Origin of the sequence: Brevibacillus fluminis (genome assembly GCF_003710825.1) — a bacterium.
Taxonomy (GTDB): Bacteria; Bacillota; Bacilli; order Brevibacillales; family Brevibacillaceae; genus Brevibacillus_D; species Brevibacillus_D fluminis.
The window spans coordinates 609,228-630,459 of record NZ_RHHQ01000008.1; the positions used below are offsets into that span (position 1 = coordinate 609,228).

At 52.0% G+C, this 21,232-nt stretch carries 22 protein-coding genes; 12 read left to right on the forward strand and 10 right to left on the reverse strand.

What is annotated here, in order from left to right; all coding sequences use genetic code 11:
- Positions 1-33 precede the first annotated feature (33 nt).
- From EDM56_RS12235 to EDM56_RS12250, 4 genes are all read left to right on the forward strand, one after another.
- A complete protein-coding gene (locus tag EDM56_RS12235; RefSeq protein WP_183192403.1) occupies positions 34-1,410 on the forward strand; it encodes a sigma-54 interaction domain-containing protein in 1,377 nt (458 codons plus the stop codon).
- Between the two features lie 143 nt (positions 1,411-1,553).
- Positions 1,554-2,114, forward strand: coding sequence for a GNAT family N-acetyltransferase (locus tag EDM56_RS12240; RefSeq protein WP_122918170.1), 561 nt, complete (start codon positions 1,554-1,556; stop codon positions 2,112-2,114).
- Positions 2,115-2,129: 15 nt separating this feature from the next.
- A complete protein-coding gene (locus EDM56_RS12245; RefSeq protein WP_122918171.1) occupies positions 2,130-2,675 on the forward strand; it encodes a GNAT family N-acetyltransferase in 546 nt (181 codons plus the stop codon).
- Between the two features lie 235 nt (positions 2,676-2,910).
- Positions 2,911-3,384 (forward strand): GNAT family N-acetyltransferase, encoded by a 474-nt coding sequence (locus EDM56_RS12250; protein WP_122918172.1) that lies wholly within the window; start codon positions 2,911-2,913, stop codon positions 3,382-3,384.
- A gap of 63 nt (positions 3,385-3,447) precedes the next feature.
- On the opposite strand, the gene EDM56_RS12255 is transcribed toward EDM56_RS12250, so the two are convergent.
- Positions 3,448-4,383 carry a cation diffusion facilitator family transporter gene (locus EDM56_RS12255; RefSeq protein WP_122918173.1) on the reverse strand — a complete coding sequence of 312 codons (936 nt, stop codon included), beginning with the start codon at positions 4,381-4,383 and terminating at the stop codon, positions 3,448-3,450.
- A gap of 397 nt (positions 4,384-4,780) precedes the next feature.
- Here EDM56_RS12255 and EDM56_RS12260 point away from each other — a divergent pair, with 397 nt between their 5' ends.
- From EDM56_RS12260 to EDM56_RS12285, 6 genes are all read left to right on the forward strand, one after another.
- A complete protein-coding gene (locus EDM56_RS12260) occupies positions 4,781-5,008 on the forward strand; it encodes a DUF1450 domain-containing protein (RefSeq protein ID WP_122918174.1) in 228 nt (75 codons plus the stop codon).
- Between the two features lie 115 nt (positions 5,009-5,123).
- Positions 5,124-5,933 (forward strand): TrmB family transcriptional regulator, encoded by an 810-nt coding sequence (locus tag EDM56_RS12265; RefSeq protein ID WP_122918175.1) that lies wholly within the window; start codon positions 5,124-5,126, stop codon positions 5,931-5,933.
- Between the two features lie 67 nt (positions 5,934-6,000).
- On the forward strand, positions 6,001-6,738 hold the full coding sequence (locus EDM56_RS12270) for an AzlC family ABC transporter permease (RefSeq protein WP_122918176.1): 738 nt from the start codon (positions 6,001-6,003) through the stop codon (positions 6,736-6,738).
- Positions 6,729-7,061 (forward strand): AzlD domain-containing protein, encoded by a 333-nt coding sequence (locus EDM56_RS12275; protein ID WP_122918177.1) that lies wholly within the window; start codon positions 6,729-6,731, stop codon positions 7,059-7,061. The genes EDM56_RS12270 and EDM56_RS12275 overlap by 10 nt, the downstream gene beginning before the upstream one ends.
- Positions 7,062-7,270: 209 nt before the next feature.
- A complete protein-coding gene (locus EDM56_RS12280; RefSeq protein WP_122918178.1) occupies positions 7,271-7,726 on the forward strand; it encodes a GNAT family N-acetyltransferase in 456 nt (151 codons plus the stop codon).
- Positions 7,727-7,732: 6 nt separating this feature from the next.
- Positions 7,733-8,629, forward strand: a complete 897-nt coding sequence (locus EDM56_RS12285; protein ID WP_122918179.1) for a DMT family transporter — start codon at positions 7,733-7,735, stop codon at positions 8,627-8,629.
- A gap of 45 nt (positions 8,630-8,674) precedes the next feature.
- On the opposite strand, the gene EDM56_RS12290 is transcribed toward EDM56_RS12285, so the two are convergent.
- A complete protein-coding gene (locus tag EDM56_RS12290; protein WP_122918298.1) occupies positions 8,675-10,090 on the reverse strand; it encodes a sigma-54 interaction domain-containing protein in 1,416 nt (471 codons plus the stop codon).
- A gap of 220 nt (positions 10,091-10,310) precedes the next feature.
- Here EDM56_RS12290 and EDM56_RS12295 point away from each other — a divergent pair, with 220 nt between their 5' ends.
- Complete coding sequence (locus tag EDM56_RS12295; protein WP_122918180.1) at positions 10,311-11,504, forward strand: ornithine--oxo-acid transaminase; 1,194 nt, start codon at positions 10,311-10,313, stop codon at positions 11,502-11,504.
- A gap of 102 nt (positions 11,505-11,606) precedes the next feature.
- On the opposite strand, the gene EDM56_RS12300 is transcribed toward EDM56_RS12295, so the two are convergent.
- The 7 genes from EDM56_RS12300 to EDM56_RS31475 all read right to left on the reverse strand — a co-directional run bounded on the left by EDM56_RS12300 (position 11,607) and on the right by EDM56_RS31475 (position 19,360).
- Positions 11,607-12,443 carry an aldo/keto reductase gene (locus tag EDM56_RS12300; RefSeq protein WP_122918181.1) on the reverse strand — a complete coding sequence of 279 codons (837 nt, stop codon included), beginning with the start codon at positions 12,441-12,443 and terminating at the stop codon, positions 11,607-11,609.
- Positions 12,444-12,465: 22 nt separating this feature from the next.
- Entirely contained in the window at positions 12,466-13,668 is a 1,203-nt protein-coding gene (locus tag EDM56_RS12305) for an MFS transporter (RefSeq protein ID WP_122918299.1), read from the reverse strand.
- Positions 13,669-13,759: 91 nt separating this feature from the next.
- A complete protein-coding gene (locus EDM56_RS12310; RefSeq protein ID WP_148040384.1) occupies positions 13,760-14,509 on the reverse strand; it encodes an IclR family transcriptional regulator in 750 nt (249 codons plus the stop codon).
- A 317-nt stretch (positions 14,510-14,826) separates the two neighbouring features.
- Entirely contained in the window at positions 14,827-16,869 is a 2,043-nt protein-coding gene (locus tag EDM56_RS12315) for a methyl-accepting chemotaxis protein (RefSeq protein ID WP_122918183.1), read from the reverse strand.
- Between the two features lie 311 nt (positions 16,870-17,180).
- Positions 17,181-18,149: an acetylxylan esterase gene (locus EDM56_RS12320; RefSeq protein WP_122918184.1), complete on the reverse strand. Its 969-nt coding sequence runs from the start codon at positions 18,147-18,149 to the stop codon at positions 17,181-17,183.
- Positions 18,150-18,175: 26 nt separating this feature from the next.
- The gene (locus EDM56_RS12325) at positions 18,176-19,084 is read right to left on the reverse strand and encodes an NAD(P)-dependent oxidoreductase (RefSeq protein WP_281274955.1); all 909 of its coding nucleotides are present in this window, start codon (positions 19,082-19,084) and stop codon (positions 18,176-18,178) included.
- Between the two features lie 129 nt (positions 19,085-19,213).
- Complete coding sequence (locus EDM56_RS31475; RefSeq protein ID WP_183192404.1) at positions 19,214-19,360, reverse strand: hypothetical protein; 147 nt, start codon at positions 19,358-19,360, stop codon at positions 19,214-19,216.
- A gap of 175 nt (positions 19,361-19,535) precedes the next feature.
- Between EDM56_RS31475 and EDM56_RS12330 the strand changes: the two genes are divergently transcribed.
- Positions 19,536-20,171, forward strand: coding sequence for a flavin reductase family protein (locus EDM56_RS12330; RefSeq protein WP_122918186.1), 636 nt, complete (start codon positions 19,536-19,538; stop codon positions 20,169-20,171).
- Positions 20,172-20,204: 33 nt separating this feature from the next.
- Here EDM56_RS12330 and ligD read toward each other — a convergent pair whose 3' ends face one another.
- On the reverse strand, positions 20,205-21,125 hold the full coding sequence (gene ligD / locus EDM56_RS12335) for a non-homologous end-joining DNA ligase (RefSeq protein ID WP_183192405.1): 921 nt from the start codon (positions 21,123-21,125) through the stop codon (positions 20,205-20,207).
- Positions 21,126-21,232 lie beyond the last annotated feature (107 nt).

Here is a 21,232-nt window from a genome sequence, read left to right on the forward strand (position 1 = left end):
CAACATCACTATTCGGGAGTGAATTCGCCTGATATGCTGACCGCAGAAGAATACAAAACCATCCTCGAACATATCGAAGGGCTGATCGTCGTGGACGCCGACGCCCGCATCACCTACATCAACAAGCGGCTCGCCCAGCTGGTCGGCATCGATCCGGAAGAAGCGGTTGGCCAGCATGTCCGCGACGTGATCCCGACGACCAAGGTGCACAAAACCGTCGAAACGCGCGAGCCCTCGCCTGCCGATTTTTACTTTTTAAAAGACCATACGATCGTCAGCAGCCGGTACCCGCTCTACGTGAACAATCAGTTCAGCGGCGTCGTCGAGTACGACCTGTTTGATAATTACACGGCCTTGAAAGATTTTTTGAAAAAGGTCGACAGCCTGTCCAATGAGCTGAACTACTACAAGCAAGAGCTGAAGCGGCTGCAAGGGAACAAATACTCCATCGACAACATCGTGGGAGAAAGTCCCGCAATCCGACAGCTGCGCCAAGACATCCATACCGCTGCTCGTTCCAATTCAACCGTGCTGATCACCGGCGAATCAGGGTGCGGCAAAGAATTGGTCGCCCACTCCATCCATGCGCTCGGCGAACGGAGCAAAGGCAGCTTTGTACGGCTCAACTGCTCGGCGATCCCGCTGGAGCTGTTTGAGTCAGAATTATTCGGCTTCGAGGAAGGCACGTTCACCAACGCGCGCAAAGGCGGCCAGACGGGCAAATTCCAGCTGGCCAACAACGGCACCCTGTTTCTTGACGAGATCAATCAAATGCCGCTCAAGCTCCAGCCAAAAATACTGCGTGCCCTACAAGAAAAAGAGATCGACAAAATCGGGGCCAAATTCCCCATTCCGGTAAACGTGCGGGTGATCGCCGCCGCGAATCAAGAGTTGCGAGAGCTGGTGGCTGGCGGCGCATTTCGCGAGGATCTGTATTACCGCCTAAATGTGATCCCGATCCGCATCCCGCCGCTACGCGAGCGCAAGGAAGACATCCCGCTACTCGTGCTGGCCTGCATCGAAAACTTGAACCATTTTTTGCAGCGTTCTGTTACCGAAGTGGCGGATGAAGTGTTTGGGCTTTTGCAAAGCTACGACTGGCCTGGCAATGTGCGCGAGCTGCAAAACACGCTCGAACGAGTCTTAAACAGCATCGCCGTTGATGTCACCCGGCTGGAGGCACATCATTTCGAGCGCTTTGCCACCGAGATGCTGGCGGCAACCAACCTCTCGCCGCTCTCCTCCGCTCACCAAAATCCGCTGGAGGAAGTGAAGCGACAGGCGGAACGGCAAGCGATCCTGCAGGCGCTCACCCTATGTGGCGGCAACAAGTCGGAAACGGCCAAGCTGCTGAAAATCCCCCGTCCGCTGTTATATCAAAAAATGAAGCGGCTTGGAATCGAGCAATGACCAGCTGGAAAAATGACCGAGCTGGAAGGATTTTGCACCGAACGCGAAGAATGTAGGTCCTTCAACGAAAACATCCGGGCTGCGCCAAAGAAGGCGCAGCCTTGGTTGTACGTAGACAAAAAAGCCCAAAGGAGCGTCGAACCATGAACCCATTGCTGATCGATTTCCCCACCCAATTCACCACCGACCGCTTGTTGATACGCATGCCACAGCCAGGTGACGGCGCGGTTGTCCTTCAAGCGATCCTGGCCTCGCAGGCCGAGCTTAAGCCATGGATGCCCTTTGCCCAAAAGGAGCAAACGCCAGAGGATGTCGAGATCAACATCCGGGAAGCCCATATCCAGTTTCTCAAGCGAGAAGATTTGCGGCTGCTTGTCTTTTTGAAGGAAACAGGCGAGCTGGTCGCCTCCTCCGGCTTGCACCGCATCGATTGGGAAGTGCGTAAATTCGAGATCGGCTATTGGATCGACACTCGCCACAGCGGCAAAGGCTACATGACCGAGGCGGTCGAAGGTATCACCCGATTTGCATTTGAACACTTGCATGCGCGTCGCGTGGAGATTCGCTGTGATGCCCGAAATGTGAAAAGTCGGGCGATTCCGGAACGATTGGGGTTTGTTCTGGAAGGGATTTTGAAGCACGATGATCTTGCAATGGATGGAATCGAGCTGCGGGATACTTGCATTTTTTCCAAAGTCGTATAAACCAGGAGGAGAATAATGAGCTTCGAGCCCATTATCACATACAAGCGATTGGCGCCGAAAGAAATCGGCCCCGACCTGCTGCAGCACTTTACCCGCTATCAGGTGACGACCGAGGTTTGGGTGAAAGAAAACGACCAGTACAAAACGAAGGCCGATTCGTTCATCGATCATTGGGACGATGCCAAAAAGCAGCAGGTCATCAGGGATCTGCAAGTGTGTGTGCAAGCTGGTGGACGGGTCGTAGCCGCCATCACCGAGGGTCGCGTCATCGGCTTCGCCAATGTGGAAAGCACCCGATTCGGCAGCCAGAAGGAGTATGTCGAGCTCCCGTACATCCATGTTTCAAACGATTTTCGCAAGCGCGGGATCGGGGTACAGCTGTTTACCCGCGCCTGTGAGGAAGCGCGCCAACTACAAGCCAAAAAGCTGTACATTGCGGCACACCCCTCTGTCGAAACCCAGCATTTTTATCGGGCTGTCGGCTGCACTTACGCCGCGGAAGTCAATCAGCAGATTTTTGAAAGAGAGCCGCTCGACATTCAGATGGAATATGTGTTGTAAGTCCCCCCCTCCTGTTATGCAGCGAGGGGTTTTTTCTATCCAGCTACAAGCCGGTCAGGGCAACCCTTTCCTCAATCGAAAAGTTCGATTACTCGATCAGATTTCTCTATCGCCCTGCGCATTGACGATGGCAGTTGACGATGATACCGTAAAGGAAGAAGAATTCCGATATAGCTTATAGGTTTTATCAGGTATGTGCGTTTGGGCGATAAGGATACGTGAGGAGTGAACGACGATGACAAAAGTAGTTGCTGCAGCAGAAGATGTGCGCAGTACGGATGCGACCCTGCTGATCAAAGAGCTGAGCGCTGAGCTTGCCACTCTTTATCAAGTTTCGGACGGCAGCGCGGGATTCGCGCCGGAAGACGTGGAGGTACCCCGCTCAGCCTTTATCGTCGCACGTCTGGATGACCATCCGGTCGGATGCGGCGCAATGCGCCCTTTGGATGAAGACACCGTGGAAGTAAAACGAATGTATACGCGGGCCGACTTCCGGCGCAAAGGCGTGGCCCAAGCGATCTTGATCGAAATCGAACGGCTCGCAGGCGAGTTCGGCTACAAGAGCATCAAGCTCCAGACTGGCCCGCTGCAGCCGGAGGCCGTCGCACTTTATGAACGCGTCGGCTACTACCGCATCCCGATTTTTAGCGGCGATTGGGATCAGGTACTTGCCTTTCAAAAAGATCTGCTGCTGGTGCACGACAGATAAACAAAAAAAGATGGAGAAGCGGCTGAAGGAAACTGCTCGCTTGCTCCATCTTTTTTGTTTTGCTTACGCTTGCGCTTGGGACTCCAGGAACTTCCGACCATATTCGCCGTGATTATGGAACGATGCGTGCTCCGTTTGAATCGTCGCGTGGGTAATCCCGTATTTTTCTTTCAGCATTTCATTAATCGCCAGAACTACGCAAAACGTCTGGATGTTTTGATGGACGAACACGTGCGCCGTCAGCGAATAATGCTCAGTCGAGATGGCCCACAGATGCATTTCATGCACGTCCTCGACACCTTCGATCTTGGCGATTTCGCCGCGAATTTCATCGAGGTCGAATTGCTGCGGCACCGATTCCATCAGGATCAGGTACGACTCGCGAATGATTTTTGCCCCCCCGATAAAAATGATGACGGCAATTACCATACTGATCAATGGGTCGAAGAAATACATTCCGGTGAAGTAAATCAGAACCGACGAAATGATGACACCGATAGAGCTTAGCAAATCGCCGATAAAATGCCACAAAGCGCTTTGGACGTTCAAATTTTCCTCTTCTTTCATGCTGCGGGACAGCACGATCGTCAGCACGAGGTTGACGATGAGGCCGATCGAGGAAATGATCAGCATCAGCTTAAAATCGATCGATTGCGGCTGGATAAAACGATGGATCCCCTCAATCAAGATTCCGATCGCAATGATCGCAAGCGCAAGCCCATTCAAGAAAGAAGCGATGATCTCAAACCGCAAATAGCCAAACGTATGGCGAGCATCCGGTTCGCGTGTCGCCATATAGATGGCAAGCATGCTGAGTCCCAGTGCCAGCACGTCGGAGATCATGTGAGCCGAGTCCGACAGCAGTGCGAGCGAGTTGGAGGCGATCCCTCCGATAATTTCAACAATCGTGAAAAAAAGCGTCAGGAAAAGCGTAATCCACAGCGTCTTTTTCGATTTTGATTGTTCCTTTTTGTGTGGGAGATGATGATAATCGTACATGGCGCACCTTCTTTCCATTTTCTGCTTGATTGGAGAATGAACGAATTCGCAGAGAATGATTCTTAATTAGAATAATTTTAATCAAATATTTATTTTTATTATATGCGCTCTTGCCTTGTTTTACAATTGGACATTTTGTGGATCTTCAAAGTGAAAATCATTATCTGTCAAGGGGTTTTGAGAATTATTATCGACAAAAATGTTAACAGAAAATAAGCACAGTTCGGCGCTCCCCCTCTCCTCCCCCCGGCATATGTTGGTTGAAGAACAGTTGCTCCCCTACGCTTGCTTGCATCAACGCGTTGTGACAGTTATGCGCGAACTTGCAGGGTGCGATTGTTTTCATTATTATCTGAACAGTCAAACCTAACGGAGCGGATGCAAAGGAGTGGAACACGTGACAGACGTAATTAAATTTTGCCCCTGCAATTTTCCCGACGAGATCGCTGATGTGCGCGAGCAGCTGAAACGACTACCCGATTTGACGGTGGTCGATGATTTTTGCCTGCTGTACTGCGGTCAATGCCTGGTCCAGCCCTTCGCCTTGGTTAACAAGAAAAACGTCATAGGCGACACTCCGAAGGAGCTGCTGGACAATATTTTGGCAGCGCTTGGGCGTGCGTGACGCTCTCCCCTGTGGTGGAGTGCTTTTTTGTGCATCCACAATTCATCTCTGTACAGGCGCACGCCAACCCATTATAGTGAGTATAGAGCTAACCACTAATAAGCGAGGTCCCTTTATGGAAGATATTTTCAAGGAATTGCAGAAGCTGGGTTTCTCCCCGTATGAATGCAAAGCGTACACCACCTTGTTGAAAACGTCCCCGATCACCGGGTATGAGATCAGCAAGCGTTCCGGCGTCCCTCGCTCCATGATCTACGAGGTGCTTGGCAAGCTGCTGGATAAAGGTGCTGTCAATACGGTTCCTTCCGATCCTATTACCTATGTGCCGTTAGCCGCCAAAGAGCTGGTACAGCGGCTTCGTGCCAGCTTTGAACAGTCCTTTTCCTTTCTTGAGCAAAATCTGTCTGCATTGGAAGGCGAACGTGAAACCGATGTCATTCGCCGGATTCAAAGCGATGGTGCCGTCATGGACGAAATGCAGCAAATGATCGCGGGTGCCTCGGAAGAAATTTGGCTGTCGGTCTGGGAACCGCAGGCGCAAGCGCTTAGCAACGCTATCTCCAGACGTGAGGCGGAAGGTGTGCTGGTCTACTCGATTCTGTTTGGCGATGCCCAGACCCGCGTCGGCGTTACGTTCCATCATGACTACATGGTTCCAGAAGTGGTCGAGGAACGAATGGGCGGGCGTTTGACGATTTTGGTGCGCGATCAACAAGAGGTTCTGATCGCCAATTTTTCCGCGCAGGCTGCGGCATGGGCTGTGAAAACAGAAGACCCTGCGCTGGTTTTGGTCGCGCTGGAGTACATTCGCCATGACATCATGCTCGGCGAGGTGACCAAAGCGCTTGGCCCCGATAAAGTTGAGGCAATGTGGAAAACGAAGCCGGATTTGTTTCATATCGTGACAGGCCGACGGTTCAAATAGCTCGAACCGTATTTTTATTCACCTTTTTCTAGTCGTTAGTACCATAACACCTAAGGAGGGCATTCGAATGGGGCAGGAACAAGCCCAGTACGAATCAATTGTCGTTGCTCCTGAAAAGGAGAACCATTTTTTACGCGGGGTCAAAGATTGTATCCCGACATTATTAGGTTATTTAAGCATTGGATTCGCTGCTGGTGTCGTGGAAAAAACCGCGGGGCTCAGCGTGCTTGAAATCGCCCTGCTCAGCTTGATTCTTTATGCCGGCTCTGCACAGTTCATCGCAGCCGGCATGATTGCCGCGAACAGTTCACCTACCGGCATCATCGTCACGATTTTATTCGTCAATTTGCGGCATATCTTGTTGAGCGCGGCGCTCTCCCCACATTTTCGCCACCTCACACCGATGCGCAACATGCTGGTCGGCTCCCTTTTGACCGATGAGACGTTTGGCGTAGCGATCAATGAAGCCGCGCGCCGTAAAAATCTTGATGAGAAATGGATGCACGGATTGAACATTACGGCTTATCTCAACTGGTTCATCGCCAATCTGGCCGGAGCCTTTTTGGGCCAGTGGATCGCCAACCCAGAAACGTTCGGACTTGATTTTGCCTTGCCGGCCATGTTCATTGGCCTCTTGATCCTCGCTATGCTCAGCCGGAACTCGATCCGGCTCGATGTCATCGTCGCCGTGAGCGCCGTAGTGATCGGAGTGGCGGTCAGCTGCGTCGCCTCGGGCAGCCTCGGCGTCATCGTCGCGACGCTTGTAGCCTCTACGATCGGAATGGTGGTGGAAAAATGGAAGTGAGATGGGGGATTTTCCTTATTATTATCGGTTCCGCCCTGGTTACGTTTCTGCCTCGGGTCATTCCACTGATGGTACTGAGCCGCTTCGAACTGCCTAGCTGGGCGATGCGTTGGCTGCATTACGTGCCAATCTCGGTCATGGCTGCGCTGATTGGCCAGGAGCTGCTGCTCCATGATGGTCAGCTTGCCGGTTTGCGCGACAACATCGAGCTATTTGCCGCCTTGCCGACCTTTTTCGTCGCGATAAAAACGCGCAGCTTGCTAGGTACTGTCGTGGTGGGCGTGATTTCCACAATGGTTTTGCGATTTTTCTTTGCGCTCTAGCTTTAAACGTAAAAACAACCGCCAGGCTTTTTCTGGCGGTTATTTGCGTGTGCTACTATTCGTTTTTACATAAATTATTCAAATTAGAATAAACAGACAGCTATTGATTGGAATTTTATCCATATTTCACTGTTTTTTCTCCAACTTCATCATTGGCATATTACTTGCTGAATCTATTATGCAGAAACGACTTATTGGAGGAGATCATTATGGAAGCCGTGTTAATCCGCCCTGCAACCCAATCCGATTTGCCTCAACTGCTCGATTTGCTCCATCAGTACATCGTCGATTTTTACCAATCGCCCGATCCAGGAAAAGAAGCCCTTACAAATCTCGTGAATCATCTCATCGCTGATCCCTCAGCCGGAATCCAGTTCGTCGCTGAAGCAGATGGACAGCGACTCGTCGGGTTCGCAACCTTGTACTTTACCTTCAACACCCTTGAAGCCAAACGGATGGCCTTCCTCTATGACTTGTTCGTCGTGCCGGGCACACGTGGACAAAAAATCGGCGAGCGGCTGTTCCAAACTTGTCTGTCCCACATTAGGAAAAACGGCTATTCCCATATGATTTGGGAAACCGCACACGACAACCATACTGCCCAAGCGCTGTACGACAAAATGGGTGCCCAAAAGCAAGTTTGGCTCAACTATGAAATCAAGTGACCACAAATGGTAAAAGGTTATTTGTACGCACTGCTTTCCACCTTTTGCTTTGCGCTGCCGACCGTGTTCACCGTTTTTGCCTACCAGGACGGCTTGACCCCGCAAAGCCTTGTCTTTAACCAAACGTTGATTGCTGCCATCTTGCTTACGCTCTATATCAAATGGATCGGTGTTCCCCTTCCACGTCCGACCTTGCGCAGCACAGTCGATTTCTTCCTAGCGGGTGCGGGCAAAGCCATAACCGTCATGGCCATGTTTATGGCGATCAGTGTGATGGACGTTTCGCTGGTGATGACTCTGATTTTCATGTATCCCGCATCTGTCGTGCTGCTGGAGCTGTTCATCGACAAAAAACGGCTGAACCCCCAGCAAATCGCGGGTCTGTTCTGCACGCTAGCTGGGGAGCTTTTCGTCTTGGAGGTGTTCCAAGGCGATTTCTCGCAGCTATCGGCAATCGGCATCCTGCTGGGGCTAGTCTCCGGGCTTGCCTGGGGCTGGATGATCTATTGGAGCAACAAGCAGCTCGGCGCATTTCCACCGCTCATCGTCACCGGGTATACCACTATTGTAAGCGTTGTTCTTTATCTAATTATGATGCCTCCGCTTTACCTGTTTACGACACCAATCACGTTGCCAATGATTGGCTGGTCACTCTTTTTCGGGGTCATTGCTCAGGTGGTTGCACTGCTGTTCATGTTTACCGGAATCAATCGGATCGGCGCCGCACGGTTTTCCATCATCAGCGTCTGCGAGCTGCCGATTACCGTGCTACTCGCCTTTCTTCTGCTTGGCGAGCAAATGGATGCATGGCAGCTCATCGGCGGAGGGCTTATTTTATCAGGGATCGTGCTATTCGACTGGGCGCAATTCCATGCTGCACTCGTACGGAGCGAGGCTCTGTAAATAGGAAAATCCGCCAGCTTTCTGTTGGCGGATTTATTTCCGTAATTATTCTTCCGTCTCTCTCATGCCGTGCTTGCGAATCCGATACTGCAAGCTTTGCCTGCTGATTCCCAGCTCGCGTGCCGCTTTGGAGACGTTTCCTTTATGCTTCTCCAGCACTTTTTCCACATAATATTGTTCGAACTCGTCCATTTTGCTTTTCAAATCCATCTTGCCGTTATCGACCGCGACATCGAACTGGGTAGGCATCACGCTCGGCAATGGCGCCAGCTGCTCTTCCTTCCATTGCGATTTGCGTCGGAACTGATACGGCAAATGCGAAAACGTGATATGCGGCTCATCCGTCATCATGTTCATCGCGCCTTCCACGACATGCTCCAGCTCGCGCACGTTGCCCAGCCATTCATAATCGAAAAAGCAGCGGCGCACTTCTTCGGACATCGACTCCACCGACATTTGGAACAGGCGGTTGTATTTGTGGATGAATTTTTGCACCAGCTGCGGGATGTCGCTTTTCCGCTCGCGCAGCGGCGGGATGTACAGTGCGACTACGCTCAGGCGGTAGTACAAGTCTTTGCGCATCCGGTTTTCGTTGATGGCGTCGATTGGGTCTTCGTTGATCGTCGCGATGATACGCACATCCACATCGATGTCTTTCGTATCGCCGACCCGGCGCACCTTTTTCTCCTGCAGCACGCGCAGCAGCTTCGCCTGCAGATGCGGGCTGAGCGAGTTGATCTCATCGAGCAGCAACGTGCCTTTGTTGGCGAGCTCGAACAATCCAGGCCGCTCGATCGCCCCGGTGAATGCCCCGCGCTTTGTCCCGAACAGAATCCCTTCGATGAGCGTGTCCGGCAGTGCTGCGCAGTTTTGCGCGATGAACGGCTCGGCTGCACGGGAGCTTTCGTTGTGGATGCTCTGGGCAAACAGCTCCTTGCCTGTCCCCGTTTCCCCGATGATCAGAACGGAGGACGATGTGCGTGAAGCACGCTTCGCGTTTTCGATCACTTCCTGGAATGCCTGGCTCTCCCCGATAATTTCATCAAACGTAAAACGGGTGTCTCCCTTCAGGATGTTCCCGCGTAAAATTTGCTCCATCTTGGTAATATCATTGGCGATTTCCATCGCGCCGATAATCTCGCCATCACCATCTGTAATGGGAAAGGAATTGGTCGCGATCGTAATTTCTTTCCCTTTGTCATTGAAATAGGTTTGCTTGACGTTTTTGGTTACCTGGCCTTCCTGGAGTGCCGACAGCAGCGTGCTTTCCTCATTTTCAAGAAATTGGAACACTTCATGAATGTTTTTGTTCAGCACCACATCCCTGCTCATGGATTCAATCTCCGCCATTTTGCGGTTATAGATGATTGATTTGCCATTTTCATCGATGACATGGACGCCCTCGTTGATCTCGTCCAAAATGTACTCGAAAATTTTGCGAAACCGTTTTTCTTCCATCATCTCAGCCATGTTTTCGTCTCCATTTTCCCTGCCAAAAATTTTTGCCATTCAGCGCCTTGCAAATTGGCTTAGCACCTACCTGCAAAATTAATTACCCATTCATCACAAAATGTAAACGGAAAAACTTGATTTTGCAAGGATTTTTAGTTTGGCATCAGATTTGCAATACTAATACAGCATAACAGCGCGACAGTCTTTTACCTAGAAAGGGGAAGCTAACATGGCAGATACAAAATCGATTATCCAAAAAGCAGAGAAATTCGGTGCACATAACTACCATCCATTGCCGATCGTTATCGCGAAAGCAGAAGGCGTTTGGGTTTACGATCCAGAAGGAAACAAATACCTGGACATGCTGAGCGCATACTCCGCTCTCAACCAAGGCCATCGTCACCCACGCATCATCAAAGCGTTGAAAGACCAGGCTGACAAAGTAACTCTCTCCTCCCGCGCGTTCCACAACGAGCAACTGGGTGAGTTCTACGAAAAACTTTCCAACCTGACTGGTAAAGAAATGATCCTGCCGATGAACACTGGCGCGGAAGCTGTTGAAACCGCAATCAAAGCTGTTCGCCGTTGGGCTTACGACAAAAAAGGCGTTGCCGAAAACAGTGCGGAAATCATCGTTTGTGAAGGTAACTTCCACGGACGTACAACGACTATCACATCGTTCTCTTCCGATCCTGACTATCGCCGCGGCTTTGGTCCTTTCACACCAGGCTTCAAAATCATTCCTTACGGCGATATCGAAGCGCTCCGTGCAGCGATCACGCCAAATACCGCTGCGTTCATGTGCGAACCGATTCAAGGTGAAGCAGGCATCCTGATTCCAACAGAAGGCTTCCTCAAAGCGGCGAGCGAGCTGTGCAAAGAAAACAACGTGCTGTTCATCGCTGACGAAATTCAAACGGGCTTTGGCCGTACAGGCAAAATGTTCGCTTGCGATTGGGAAGGCGTAACACCTGATATGTACGTAATGGGGAAAGCACTGGGCGGCGGCGTACTGCCAGTATCCGCAGTAGCAGCGAGCGAAGAAATTCTCGGCGTGTTCGAACCAGGCTCCCACGGCTCCACCTTCGGCGGAAACCCGCTGGCGTGTGCAGTAGCTGTTGCCGCTATGGACGTATTGAAGGATGAAAACCTTGCTGAGCGTTCCCAAGAGCTGGGTAGCTACTTCAAAGAGCAATTGCAACAAATCAACCACCCTGACGTCAAAGAGGTTCGCGGTCGCGGTTTGTTCATCGGCCTCGAATTGAAAGGCAAAGCTCGTCCATACTGCGAGCAATTGAAAGAACTCGGCCTGCTGTGCAAAGAAACGCATGAAACAACCATCCGTTTCGCACCGCCGCTCGTGATCAGCAAAGAAGATCTGGATTGGGCAATCGCTCAAATCAAAAAAGTGTTCGCGCAATAAGTTTTTGCACATATACGATGCATCAGCCGCCAATCATTTTTGCGGCTGATGATTATCAAAAAAGAACCGCCGGGCTTCCCCGACGGTTCTTTGCTGTGTTTATCAAATTTTTTCATATACCACGTCCGGATCGGGCCCGGTTCTTTTGTCTTGGTTCAGTGCATCGATGCTTGCCATTTCTTCATCGTTCAGTGCAAAGTCGTAAATCGCAGCATTTTCGGCGATTCGGCTTGGTGTGGCCGATTTCGGGATCACGATCAGATCCCGCTGCACATGCCAGCGCAAAATGATCTGCGCCGCTGACTTGCTGTGCACCTGTGCGATCTGGGCAATCACCGGATCTTGCAGAACCGCACCTCTGCCAAGCGGACTCCACGCTTCGCCTTCGATGCCGTGTGCGTTCATGTAGTCGAGCAGCGGGCGCTGAGTCAAGTAAGGGTGGCACTCGATCTGATTGACCGCAGGCTGTACATTCGCCCGGGTTGCGAGCTTTTCCAAATGCTCGATCTGGAAGTTGCATACCCCGATCGCGCGCACTAGCTTTTCTTCATACAAGCGCTCGAACGCGCGCCATGTCTCGAAAAAATGTGTTTTGGATGGCCAATGCACAAGCAAGAGGTCGAGCTGCTTCAGCTGCATCTCCTTCATCGACTGTTCGAATGAGGATAGCGTCTGATCGTAGCCTTGCTTTTCATTGGTGATTTTGGTGGTGATGAACAGCTCGTTTTGCGGAACCGAACTGCGATGCAAGAGCGAGGCTAGCAGACCTTCGTTCTGATAAAACTGCGCCGTGTCAAACGAGCGGTACCCGACCTCCAAAGCTTTGCCGATCGCAACCTCCGCTTCGGCCTCTTCCTTGATCAAATAAACGCCAAAGCCATGCTGCGGCATCAAAACGCCATTGCTCAACTTGATGCAATCTTGTATGGATCGTTTCATCACGCTTCCTCCTCCATTTGTTTTAGCGCGGTTCCCCCGTTTTTTTGTCCCAGACAAAGCTGACCAACGCAAGTAGCAATCCGCATAACGACAACAGCGCGCCAAACCACGGCAACGCAGCCAGCCCAACATAGTTGATCACCAAACCACCGAGAAACGCGCCACCGGCATTCCCCAGATTGAGGGCGGAGTGATTCGAAGTAGATGCGAGCGCAGGTGCGTCTTTTGCCAATGTCATAATCCGTACCTGTAGGCCGGGAAGCACGCAAAACGAAGCAACACCCCAGATGAAAATGATGACCACTGTCGCGACCGGAACATGCTGGACGAGCGCGAGGATAACCAACACCACAACAAGTATGGCAAACGTTCCGATCATCGTCGGCATCAGCTTCCAGTCCGCAAGCTTACCGCCGAGAATGTTGCCGATGGTGACTCCGAATCCGAACAGGACCAGGATCCATGTCACGCTATGCTCGGCAAAGCCTGTCACTTGCTCAAGAATCGGCGCAATGTAGGTGAAGACCAAAAAGAGGCTGCTGCATCCAATCGCACCTGTCCCCAGCACCAATAGCAGCTTCGGCTGCACCAGCGCGCGGAATTGGCGGATCAGGCTCGAGGACTGCCCCTGACGCATTTTGGGTATCAGCATAGTGATCCCAATAAACGAAATGATTCCCATAATGACGACTGCACCAAACGACGCCCGCCAGCCAAGATGTTGGCCGATATAGGTGCCAAACGGGACACCGATGATATTCGCCACGGTCAATCCCGCCATCATGACGGAAACCGCGGCAGCCCGCCGATGCGGCGAAACCAGGTTGGCCGCAATCACGGAACCGACGCCGAAAAACGTTCCGTGAGCGAGTGCGGTAAACAGCCGCGCTGCCATAAGCACGGCATAATTCGGTGCAATCGCCGCGATGCCGTTGCCGATGATAAAGAGTACCATCAACAAAGAAAGCAGCAGCTTCTGAGGAAGCCGGTGCGTCGCGATGGCCAAAATCGGCGCGCCGACTGCGACACCGAGCGCATAGCTGGTGATCAGCTGCCCGGCCTGCGAAATCGTAACATGTAAATCATGCGCCACATTGGGCAACAGCCCCATGATGACGAACTCGGTCATGCCGATGGCAAAAGCGCCTGCCGTCAGCGAAAAGAGCGAAACCGGAAATCGCGCTCTCGCTGTGGAAGTGCTTGCCATCTGCTGTAACTGTTCCATTTTGTCGTACCTGCCCTTTCGATTGTGTAGAAGAAAAGCCGGCACGGCCATCGTACACGTTAACGTAAGCGAGGGACAGTTTCCTCCTGCCTTATGACAGCTGGTTGGAAATGCTCGCGGCACATTCGCGCACAAGCTGGCTGTGCAGTGGATCTTTTTCCTTGCTCACCCGCAGGGAAGGGCCGGAAATCGCGATGGCCGCAATGACGTCCCCATTTTTGCGAATCGGTGCGGCGATGCAGCGCAGACCCACTTCCCCTTCCTCGTTGTCCTCCGCAAAACCATTTTCCCTGATCCGCTGCAGCTCCGCTGTAAACGCATCCCTGGTCACAATCGTATTCTCCGTTTTTTGCACCAGCTCGATATGATCAAGCACCCACTGCTGCTTTTCTGGTGATTGAAAAGCGAGGATGCACTTACCGATGGCATCGTGGTGCAAAGAGTGGCGATCGCCGATTTTTGCATGGGTTCGTGCAGCATAGTTTCCGTCGATGACGTGCGTGGTGACCATTTCCGTGCCGCTGATGACACCGCAAAATACCGTCTCATCGGTTTTTTTGCTCAGTGCAAGCAGCTGGGGCACCGCGATCCAGTCCATTTCAAAGGATGCGCCGCCTTTTCCCTTGAGCAGCTTTTGGGTCAATGCTTCCGCTGCCTCGTAGCGATTGTTCTCGTTCCGGGCGATGAACTGCTGCTGCTCCAGCGTGCTGATCAGCCGATAGGTCGTGCTTCTGTTGATTTGCAAGGTGTCAATGATTTCCTGGATCGACATGTTGGGACGCTCCAGAATAAGCGCCAAAACATCCAATCCTTTTTTTAACGTGCCGACTTCACTTTTCAATTGCTTCACCTCAAAATGTACCGCGATGGTGGGAATCGAATCGTCTTACCCTTTTTCTGTCAGTTATTATAGTGCAAACGAAGAATTTGTGTCAATTATAGAGAATATATGATTAAAAATCTCATATATAGGGATTTTTCGTTATAGCTGCGTGAACATGAAAAAACAGCGGTAGATTCGGACTCGAAATCCGGTCTACCGCTGCTCTCTTTGCATTTCCTATAAGGTTGAATACTGCCTTGCTTTCAGACATGTGTGCCCCGTCATGGGGTTTCTTCTTCTTTTAATTCCGTGGCCTTCATGCCTTTTACACTCGTTCACACGTGAAATTTACTGACGGTTTCTCGCAGCTCTTTGGCCAAGTCACTCAAGCCAGTGGCCGAATGCGAGAGTTCACGCATGGAGTCCAGCTGATTGCCAGCGGAGGCTGCGGCGTTCGAGGCGCTGGAAGCGGACGCTTTGGAAATCGTCGAGAGCTCGACAATCGAGGCCGTCACCTGCTCTGTCGCGGCTGACATCTCTTCCGCAACTGCAGTGATTTCCTGAATCTGATCAGCCACAAATCGCGTTGACGTCTCGATTTTCCGGAATGTATCGCCAGTGTCTTGCGCTACGCTGATGCCTGTATGTACTTCACGCGTCCCTTCATCCATCGCGCTCACGGCCGATGCTGTTTCCGTCTGGATTTCCGCAATCAGTCGCCCGATCTGGCTAGCTTGTGCATTGGACTGCTCCGCGAGCTTCCTCACCTCGTCTGCCACGACAGCAAACCCTCTTCCTTGCTCGCCGGCCCGGGCCGCTTCAATTGCTGCATTAAGGGCGAGAAGATTGGTTTGCGATGCGATGCCGGCAATGACTTCAGCGATGTGCGAGATTTCTTGGGATCGGCTGTACAGTGAATTCACGATCTGTGTCGAATGGCTGACGGAATGATGGATCGCATTCATTTGCGCCATCATCTTTTGGATGGACCCATTCCCCGCCTCCGTGTATTCAGCCATCTCGGTGGAGGACTCCGCCAGCGTCGAGGAGGCTTCGGCCACCCGCTGGATTCCGATCGCCATTTCTTCCATCGCCCGCGCGCTTTCTTCCGCGGAATGCTGCTGGTTGTCCATTCCGCTGGCAACATCCTGGAACGATGCGGCCACCTGGTTGAATGCCACTTTCGCTTCACTTGCTTTCTCAGACGATTGCTGGGAAACGTCATCGACATGCAGAGCGCTATCATTAATCGTGCGGATGATCCCGAGCAGCTCCGCAATAAAACGATTGAGGGAGGATGCTACGCTGCCGATCTCGTCTTTTCGGTGAATGGCAATCTGCTTGGTCAAATCCCGCTCCTCTACCAGCTTGTCAATGCCTTGCTTCAACTGCAGCAATGGCTTGGCCACTTGCCGGTTGATGAACCAGTAGAGCACGATGAGAAAGACAACGATGCTGACCGCGAATATGGTTAGACTCGTCGAAAACAGACGGTCGATCGGCCCCATAATTTCTGCTGTCGGCAAAACGGTGACCAGCGTCAATCCCGTATCTCCGATTGGAGAGTAAGTGACCAAATTTTCGTTTCCGCCAATCGTGGTAGTAGACATTCCCGGCTCTTTTGCCTCGAGGATGGTCTTGCCGAGCTGATTGAGCCCTTCTTCAGACGAATCGGTAATTTTGGCCGCCATGTTTTTGGCACTGTCTCGATGTGAAACATATGTCCCGGAAGCCGATACAATAAATCCGTAGCCCGTCTGGCCCACTTTCAACTCCTGGATTCGCTTGCTCAAATCCGCCAAGGCTACATCCATCGTGGTTACGCCTATGATTTTTCCATTTTTGCGAATCGCGCTGACCGCTGTGGTCATCGGTACCTTGGAGACAGCATCGACATAAGGCTCCGTCCAAACATATTTCTTGTCCACGAGTCCTGCCTTGTACCAATCCTCCTCCAGATAATTGTAGGATTCATCGTTGTATTGTGGGTCGATCTTGACGTCTCCTTTGTTGTTGAGAGCGTATCGGGCCAGCATTCGTTTTGTCGGGTCAAGTGCATTCGGCTCCATCCAGAAGCCGCCGCCCACGATTAGCGAATCCGATCCGACAATTCCAGTGACTGCGCCTTCCAGCTTGCCGATATCACCTGGCGCCGCAAACGAGATCGGATACGTCAACGTTTCCGTCAATTTACCGATGCGGTCCAAAGTTCCGTAAAACTGCGCCGCTTCCTTTTCCACCTGAAGCCTCAATTTGCCCTGCTCCTCGTCAAGCACGATGCGTTTCATTTGCGTGAAGCTGAAGGCAGATTGGGCAACAAAAATAATGATCGTGATAAGGGCTAAAAGCAAAACCAGGACGCTTTTGATGCTTTTCATTCTTCCCTCACCTCTTTTCATAGATTTATAGGAATCGTTTGACTCCGTTCTAGCTGTTATTTATCGAGTACCCGAAAAGTGGAATTGATAAACACGGATTGATCGACAGCTTACATAGCCGGGTATTTTCACATGCAAAAAAAGCACTCGATTGATAGGCCCGAGCGCTTTCCTATTTGTCTGCTCATACTTTCAAAACCCCTATTGTTCCTGGCTATTACGGTCTGTTTCTCGCATTAGCTGCTCGATCTTTGCTCCTACAGACAAAAAATCCCACAAGCCATCCAAATGCAGCTTGTGGGCCATTTCCGCTATTCCTTCCCCTTCAAATGCTTCCACAAATATTTCAGCTTTTCCAGATGGAACGCCGGCATGGTCTCATGCCCGAAATAACGGTATACTTTGATCTCTTTGACTTCCGTTTGCAAGTGGTTATACGCCGCGAAGACGGTCGACGGCGGCGTGATATCATCGATGAGCCCGATGGAAATAAGCACGGGGCACGTGATCGCTGGCACATGGTTGATCAGGTCGAAATAGCTGAGCGTCTCCATCGCTTTCTCTTCAACCTCCGGAGCCGTATTGCGGCGGAAATACTCATTAATCTCCAGGTACGGCCCAGTTGGCGTAATGTCGATCGCTCTGCGGAAATCGCTGAGGTATGGATAATCAGCTACCGCAATGTGCGGGATGTCGGACAGCGCCGCTGCTGCAAGGGTTAACGCGCCACCTTGGCTGCCGCCGATCACACCAATGCGAGCGGAATCCACTTCCTCGCGTGCTGCCACTACGTCGAGCGCGCGGATCGCATCCATGTAAACGCCACGATAGTAGTACGTTTCTTTTGATAGAATCCCTTTGGTCATCCAGCCTGTCGTATTGCCATGCGGCGCGATGCTGTTGTCCTCGCTGAGCTGTTGGCCGCGCACAAGCATGCCATAGGTGGCATAACCGTGCAGCGCCCAATTGACCACGTCATGAATTTGCCCGTCGTGGCTCCAGTTGTAGCCGTGGTACATGACCAGTGCGGGATGCGGTCCAGCCGTATTAGGAACGGCATAATAGCCACGGATACGCGCCCCACCAAAACCCGCGAAACTAAGCTCATACAGCGTGACGCCATCTACAGGGTAATCGAGCGGCTTAAGCTCTGCATTGATCGGTGTTTCCGCCAGTATCCGCTTGCTTTCATCCCAAAATGCGGCAAAATCATCGCGGCGCGTCTGCTCCGGTCGATAGGCGCGGAGCTGCTCCAACGGTAAATCATAAGGCTGTCCCATGGTTTCCCCCTGCTTACGCTTTATTTTTACATGCTTGCCAAAAGCGTGATCAATGCTTGTGTACCTTTGTTCTCCCCGCCCTGCGCTGCCAGCTCGTCATAGAGCTGCTTGGACAGTGCGAGCCCTGGTGTCATCAGACCCATTTCTTGTGCTGCTTCCAGCGCAATCGTCATGTCCTTGATGAAATGCTTCACGTAAAAGCCCGGTTCGAAATTGCCTGCGATCATCCGGCGGCCCAGATTGGACAACGACCAGCTTCCGGCCGCTCCCGCTTCAATGCTCGTCAGCACACGCTCGGGATCGAGCCCAGCTTTTTGCGCGTACAAAATCGCTTCGCATACGCCGATCATATTGGTGGCAATAGCGATCTGATTGCACATTTTCGTATGCTGCCCCGCGCCCGCCGCGCCTTGCAGCACGATGTTGGTTCCCATAACGGCAAGGATTGGTTTCACTGCTTCAAACGCTTCCTCTTCGCCGCCGGCCATGATCGTGAGCCGTGCCTCACGCGCGCCTACGTCCCCGCCCGATACCGGCGCATCGAGCGCATGCATGCCGTGCGCTTTCGCTTGCGCATAAATTTTTTGGGCCAGCAATGGGGACGATGTCGTCATGTCAATGAAGTGACTGCCTGGTTTGGCATGGGCGATAATGCCTCCCTCACCCAAATAAACCTCCTCGACATCCGAAGGATAGCCTACCATCGTAATGACTACATCCGATTCCTGCGCAAGCTCTGCCACTGTTTCCTTCCAAACTGCGCCCGCTGCCAAGAGCTCGTCTGCCTTTTGTTGCGTGCGCGTATAAACCAACACAGAATAGCCTGCCTTCAGCAGATGCGATGCCATGCTTTTTCCCATCACGCCAATTCCGATAAAACCGATGACTGTTTTTTCCTGAATACTCATGTTTGCGTTCTCCCTCTCTTTACTGATCGTTTCACGTTCCGCTCGGATACAGACCGTCCCATACGATTTTGCGGTAATGTACCGGTTCCGTATCCCCTTCCGTATTGAAGCACATCACTTTTGACTGCAAGGCGGACAGCATCGTCATATTTTAGATCAGTGATCGATGCCTCTGCGCCCGTTGCCTGAATGTTCGCCAAATGGATGGCAGACAAGCCGCAGCATGTAAACGACGGCTTTCAGCCCCAGCTGCTGCAAACCAAGAAACATCCGCCTTTGGACGTGCTTCGCGTGCACTACCATTATACTTCCATTTGATTGCTTCCTTCCATACCCTACCTTTCTCACTCTTCACGCTTGCCACACTTCGGCTGCCATCAATCAGCCAAGCGGGGAACGGTGCTGATCATTTACAGTTCGATCCAAACCGAATCATTAGGGATGTACACTTATGACAACAAAAAAGGAGGTCTTCCCAATGAAACAACTTCAATCCGAACCAACTGCCATCCGTGAGATTTTCCCCAGCATCTTGTATTACGGCACCCCAGTCATTTTGCTTTCCACTCGGAATGCGGATGGAACCACCAATCTAACGCCGCTCTCCTCCTCCTGGGCTTTGGGTAAAATGGTCGTGCTTGGTGTTTCGACCATCGGCCAGGCGCTGGAAAATATGCAGCGCCACCCTGAATGCGTCATCAACGTGCCTGCTCCGACGCAATGGGAGCAAGTCGAAAGGCTCGCTCCGACCACTGGCCGCTTCCCCGTTCCTGCGCAAAGAGCTGCGATGGGATTTCGCCATGAGCCTGATAAATTTGCGACAGCCGGCTTCACGCCGCAAGCAGCCTCTGCCGTGCAAGTCGAGCGTATCCGCGAATGCCCGCTGCAAATCGAAGCGCGCGTCGAGCAAATCAATCTGCGTGAAGACGGATTTGCCATCGTCGAAACGACCGCCCTTCACGTATATGCCCATGACCAGATCATGCTTGAGCAAGGCGCACAGGTCAGCGACCGTTATGTCGATCCGCTGAAATGGAGCCCGCTGATCTATAACTTCCGCCATTATTTCGGCTTGGGCGAGCGGGTCGGGAAAACGTTCCGCGCCGAAACCTAACCCGCCTTCTGTAATCATACTGGTGTACCCGGTTTAGCCCTGCGCCGCAATCCATTTCATGACAGGCCCCAAGGGCTGCTTCTTCTTGGCATCCATAAAATCGGCAAACGGACAGCCAACCGTTGCCAACCGCTCCTTGATCGTCTCCAGTGGAAATTGCGTCGGACGTAGCGAACGGGTTACCTCATGCCAAAACAGCGGCGCTGCGAGAAGCGCTTCCTCATTTCCCCGCAGCGAGTAGGGGGAGATGACCGTTTTTCCGCGCGCATGCTGGACATAATCGACATACAGCCGATTGCCTCTGCTCGCTTTGAAACGCTCGATCGTAAACCAGTCCGGCTCCCTCGCCACCAAATAATTGGCGAAAAACTGTGTGAAGCGGCGCGTTTCCTCATAGCTGAACGTTCCGGCCGCGAGCGGGATATATAGCTGCAAGCCTTTGTTTCCTGATGTTTTGACGAAGCTTATGAGCCCGAGCCGATCAAACATCTCCTTAAGGATCAGCGCGGCTTCCACTGCCATAACGAATTCCTCGCGAGATGGCGGATCGAGATCGAAGACGATTTCGGCTGGCCCTTGATCATCAATCCGATTAAACGGGATATGAAATTCTACCGCAGCCTGATTTCCCAGCCACAGAAGCGTCGGCAGATCGCCGCACACCACATGCTCATTTCCGTCATGTGATGTGGTGCAGACAAATTTCGGCGCTTGCTGTGGCACATTTTTTTGGTAAAACGATTTTTTGCCTCCAACTCCATCTGGAAAGCGAATCACCGTCAGCGCACGCTCCGCCAAAAAGGGGAGCATATGCGGTGCAATCATGCTGAGGTAGTGCAAATAGTCAATTTTGCGTATGCCTTTCTTGGCCCACAGCTCTTTTTCCGGATGCGTGATTAACACCGTTTTTCCTTCCACTTGGATCTCATGACGATCCGCTACTCCTACTCCCATTTCCACCTCTCCCATTCAGCTTGTGATTCTTCCCTTACTATCGTTTGGCAATCCCTGCAATCCTATGTCGACCACGCGCGATTTGTCGTGTTTTTTCCTTGCTGTTC

Bases quoted from the DNA above. Each gene is read 5' to 3' on its own strand.
- EDM56_RS12275 (WP_122918177.1), top strand. From the start codon at position 6,729: ATGGAAGTGAGATGGGGGATTTTCCTTATTATTATCGGTTCCGCCCTG.
- EDM56_RS12290 (WP_122918298.1), bottom strand. From the start codon at position 10,090: ATGATGGAAGAAAAACGGTTTCGCAAAATTTTCGAGTACATTTTGGAC.
- EDM56_RS12235 (WP_183192403.1), top strand. From the start codon at position 34: ATGCTGACCGCAGAAGAATACAAAACCATCCTCGAACATATCGAAGGG.
- EDM56_RS12320 (WP_122918184.1), bottom strand. From the start codon at position 18,149: ATGGGACAGCCTTATGATTTACCGTTGGAGCAGCTCCGCGCCTATCGA.
- EDM56_RS12265 (WP_122918175.1), top strand. From the start codon at position 5,124: ATGGAAGATATTTTCAAGGAATTGCAGAAGCTGGGTTTCTCCCCGTAT.
- EDM56_RS12330 (WP_122918186.1), top strand. From the start codon at position 19,536: ATGAAACAACTTCAATCCGAACCAACTGCCATCCGTGAGATTTTCCCC.
- EDM56_RS12295 (WP_122918180.1), top strand. From the start codon at position 10,311: ATGGCAGATACAAAATCGATTATCCAAAAAGCAGAGAAATTCGGTGCA.
- EDM56_RS12285 (WP_122918179.1), top strand. From the start codon at position 7,733: ATGGTAAAAGGTTATTTGTACGCACTGCTTTCCACCTTTTGCTTTGCG.
- EDM56_RS12240 (WP_122918170.1), top strand. From the start codon at position 1,554: ATGAACCCATTGCTGATCGATTTCCCCACCCAATTCACCACCGACCGC.
- EDM56_RS12245 (WP_122918171.1), top strand. From the start codon at position 2,130: ATGAGCTTCGAGCCCATTATCACATACAAGCGATTGGCGCCGAAAGAA.
- EDM56_RS12270 (WP_122918176.1), top strand. From the start codon at position 6,001: ATGGGGCAGGAACAAGCCCAGTACGAATCAATTGTCGTTGCTCCTGAA.
- EDM56_RS31475 (WP_183192404.1), bottom strand. From the start codon at position 19,360: ATGGTAGTGCACGCGAAGCACGTCCAAAGGCGGATGTTTCTTGGTTTG.
- EDM56_RS12315 (WP_122918183.1), bottom strand. From the start codon at position 16,869: ATGAAAAGCATCAAAAGCGTCCTGGTTTTGCTTTTAGCCCTTATCACG.
- EDM56_RS12305 (WP_122918299.1), bottom strand. From the start codon at position 13,668: ATGGAACAGTTACAGCAGATGGCAAGCACTTCCACAGCGAGAGCGCGA.
- EDM56_RS12250 (WP_122918172.1), top strand. From the start codon at position 2,911: ATGACAAAAGTAGTTGCTGCAGCAGAAGATGTGCGCAGTACGGATGCG.
- EDM56_RS12255 (WP_122918173.1), bottom strand. From the start codon at position 4,383: ATGTACGATTATCATCATCTCCCACACAAAAAGGAACAATCAAAATCG.
- ligD (WP_183192405.1), bottom strand. From the start codon at position 21,125: ATGGGAGTAGGAGTAGCGGATCGTCATGAGATCCAAGTGGAAGGAAAA.
- EDM56_RS12280 (WP_122918178.1), top strand. From the start codon at position 7,271: ATGGAAGCCGTGTTAATCCGCCCTGCAACCCAATCCGATTTGCCTCAA.
- EDM56_RS12300 (WP_122918181.1), bottom strand. From the start codon at position 12,443: ATGAAACGATCCATACAAGATTGCATCAAGTTGAGCAATGGCGTTTTG.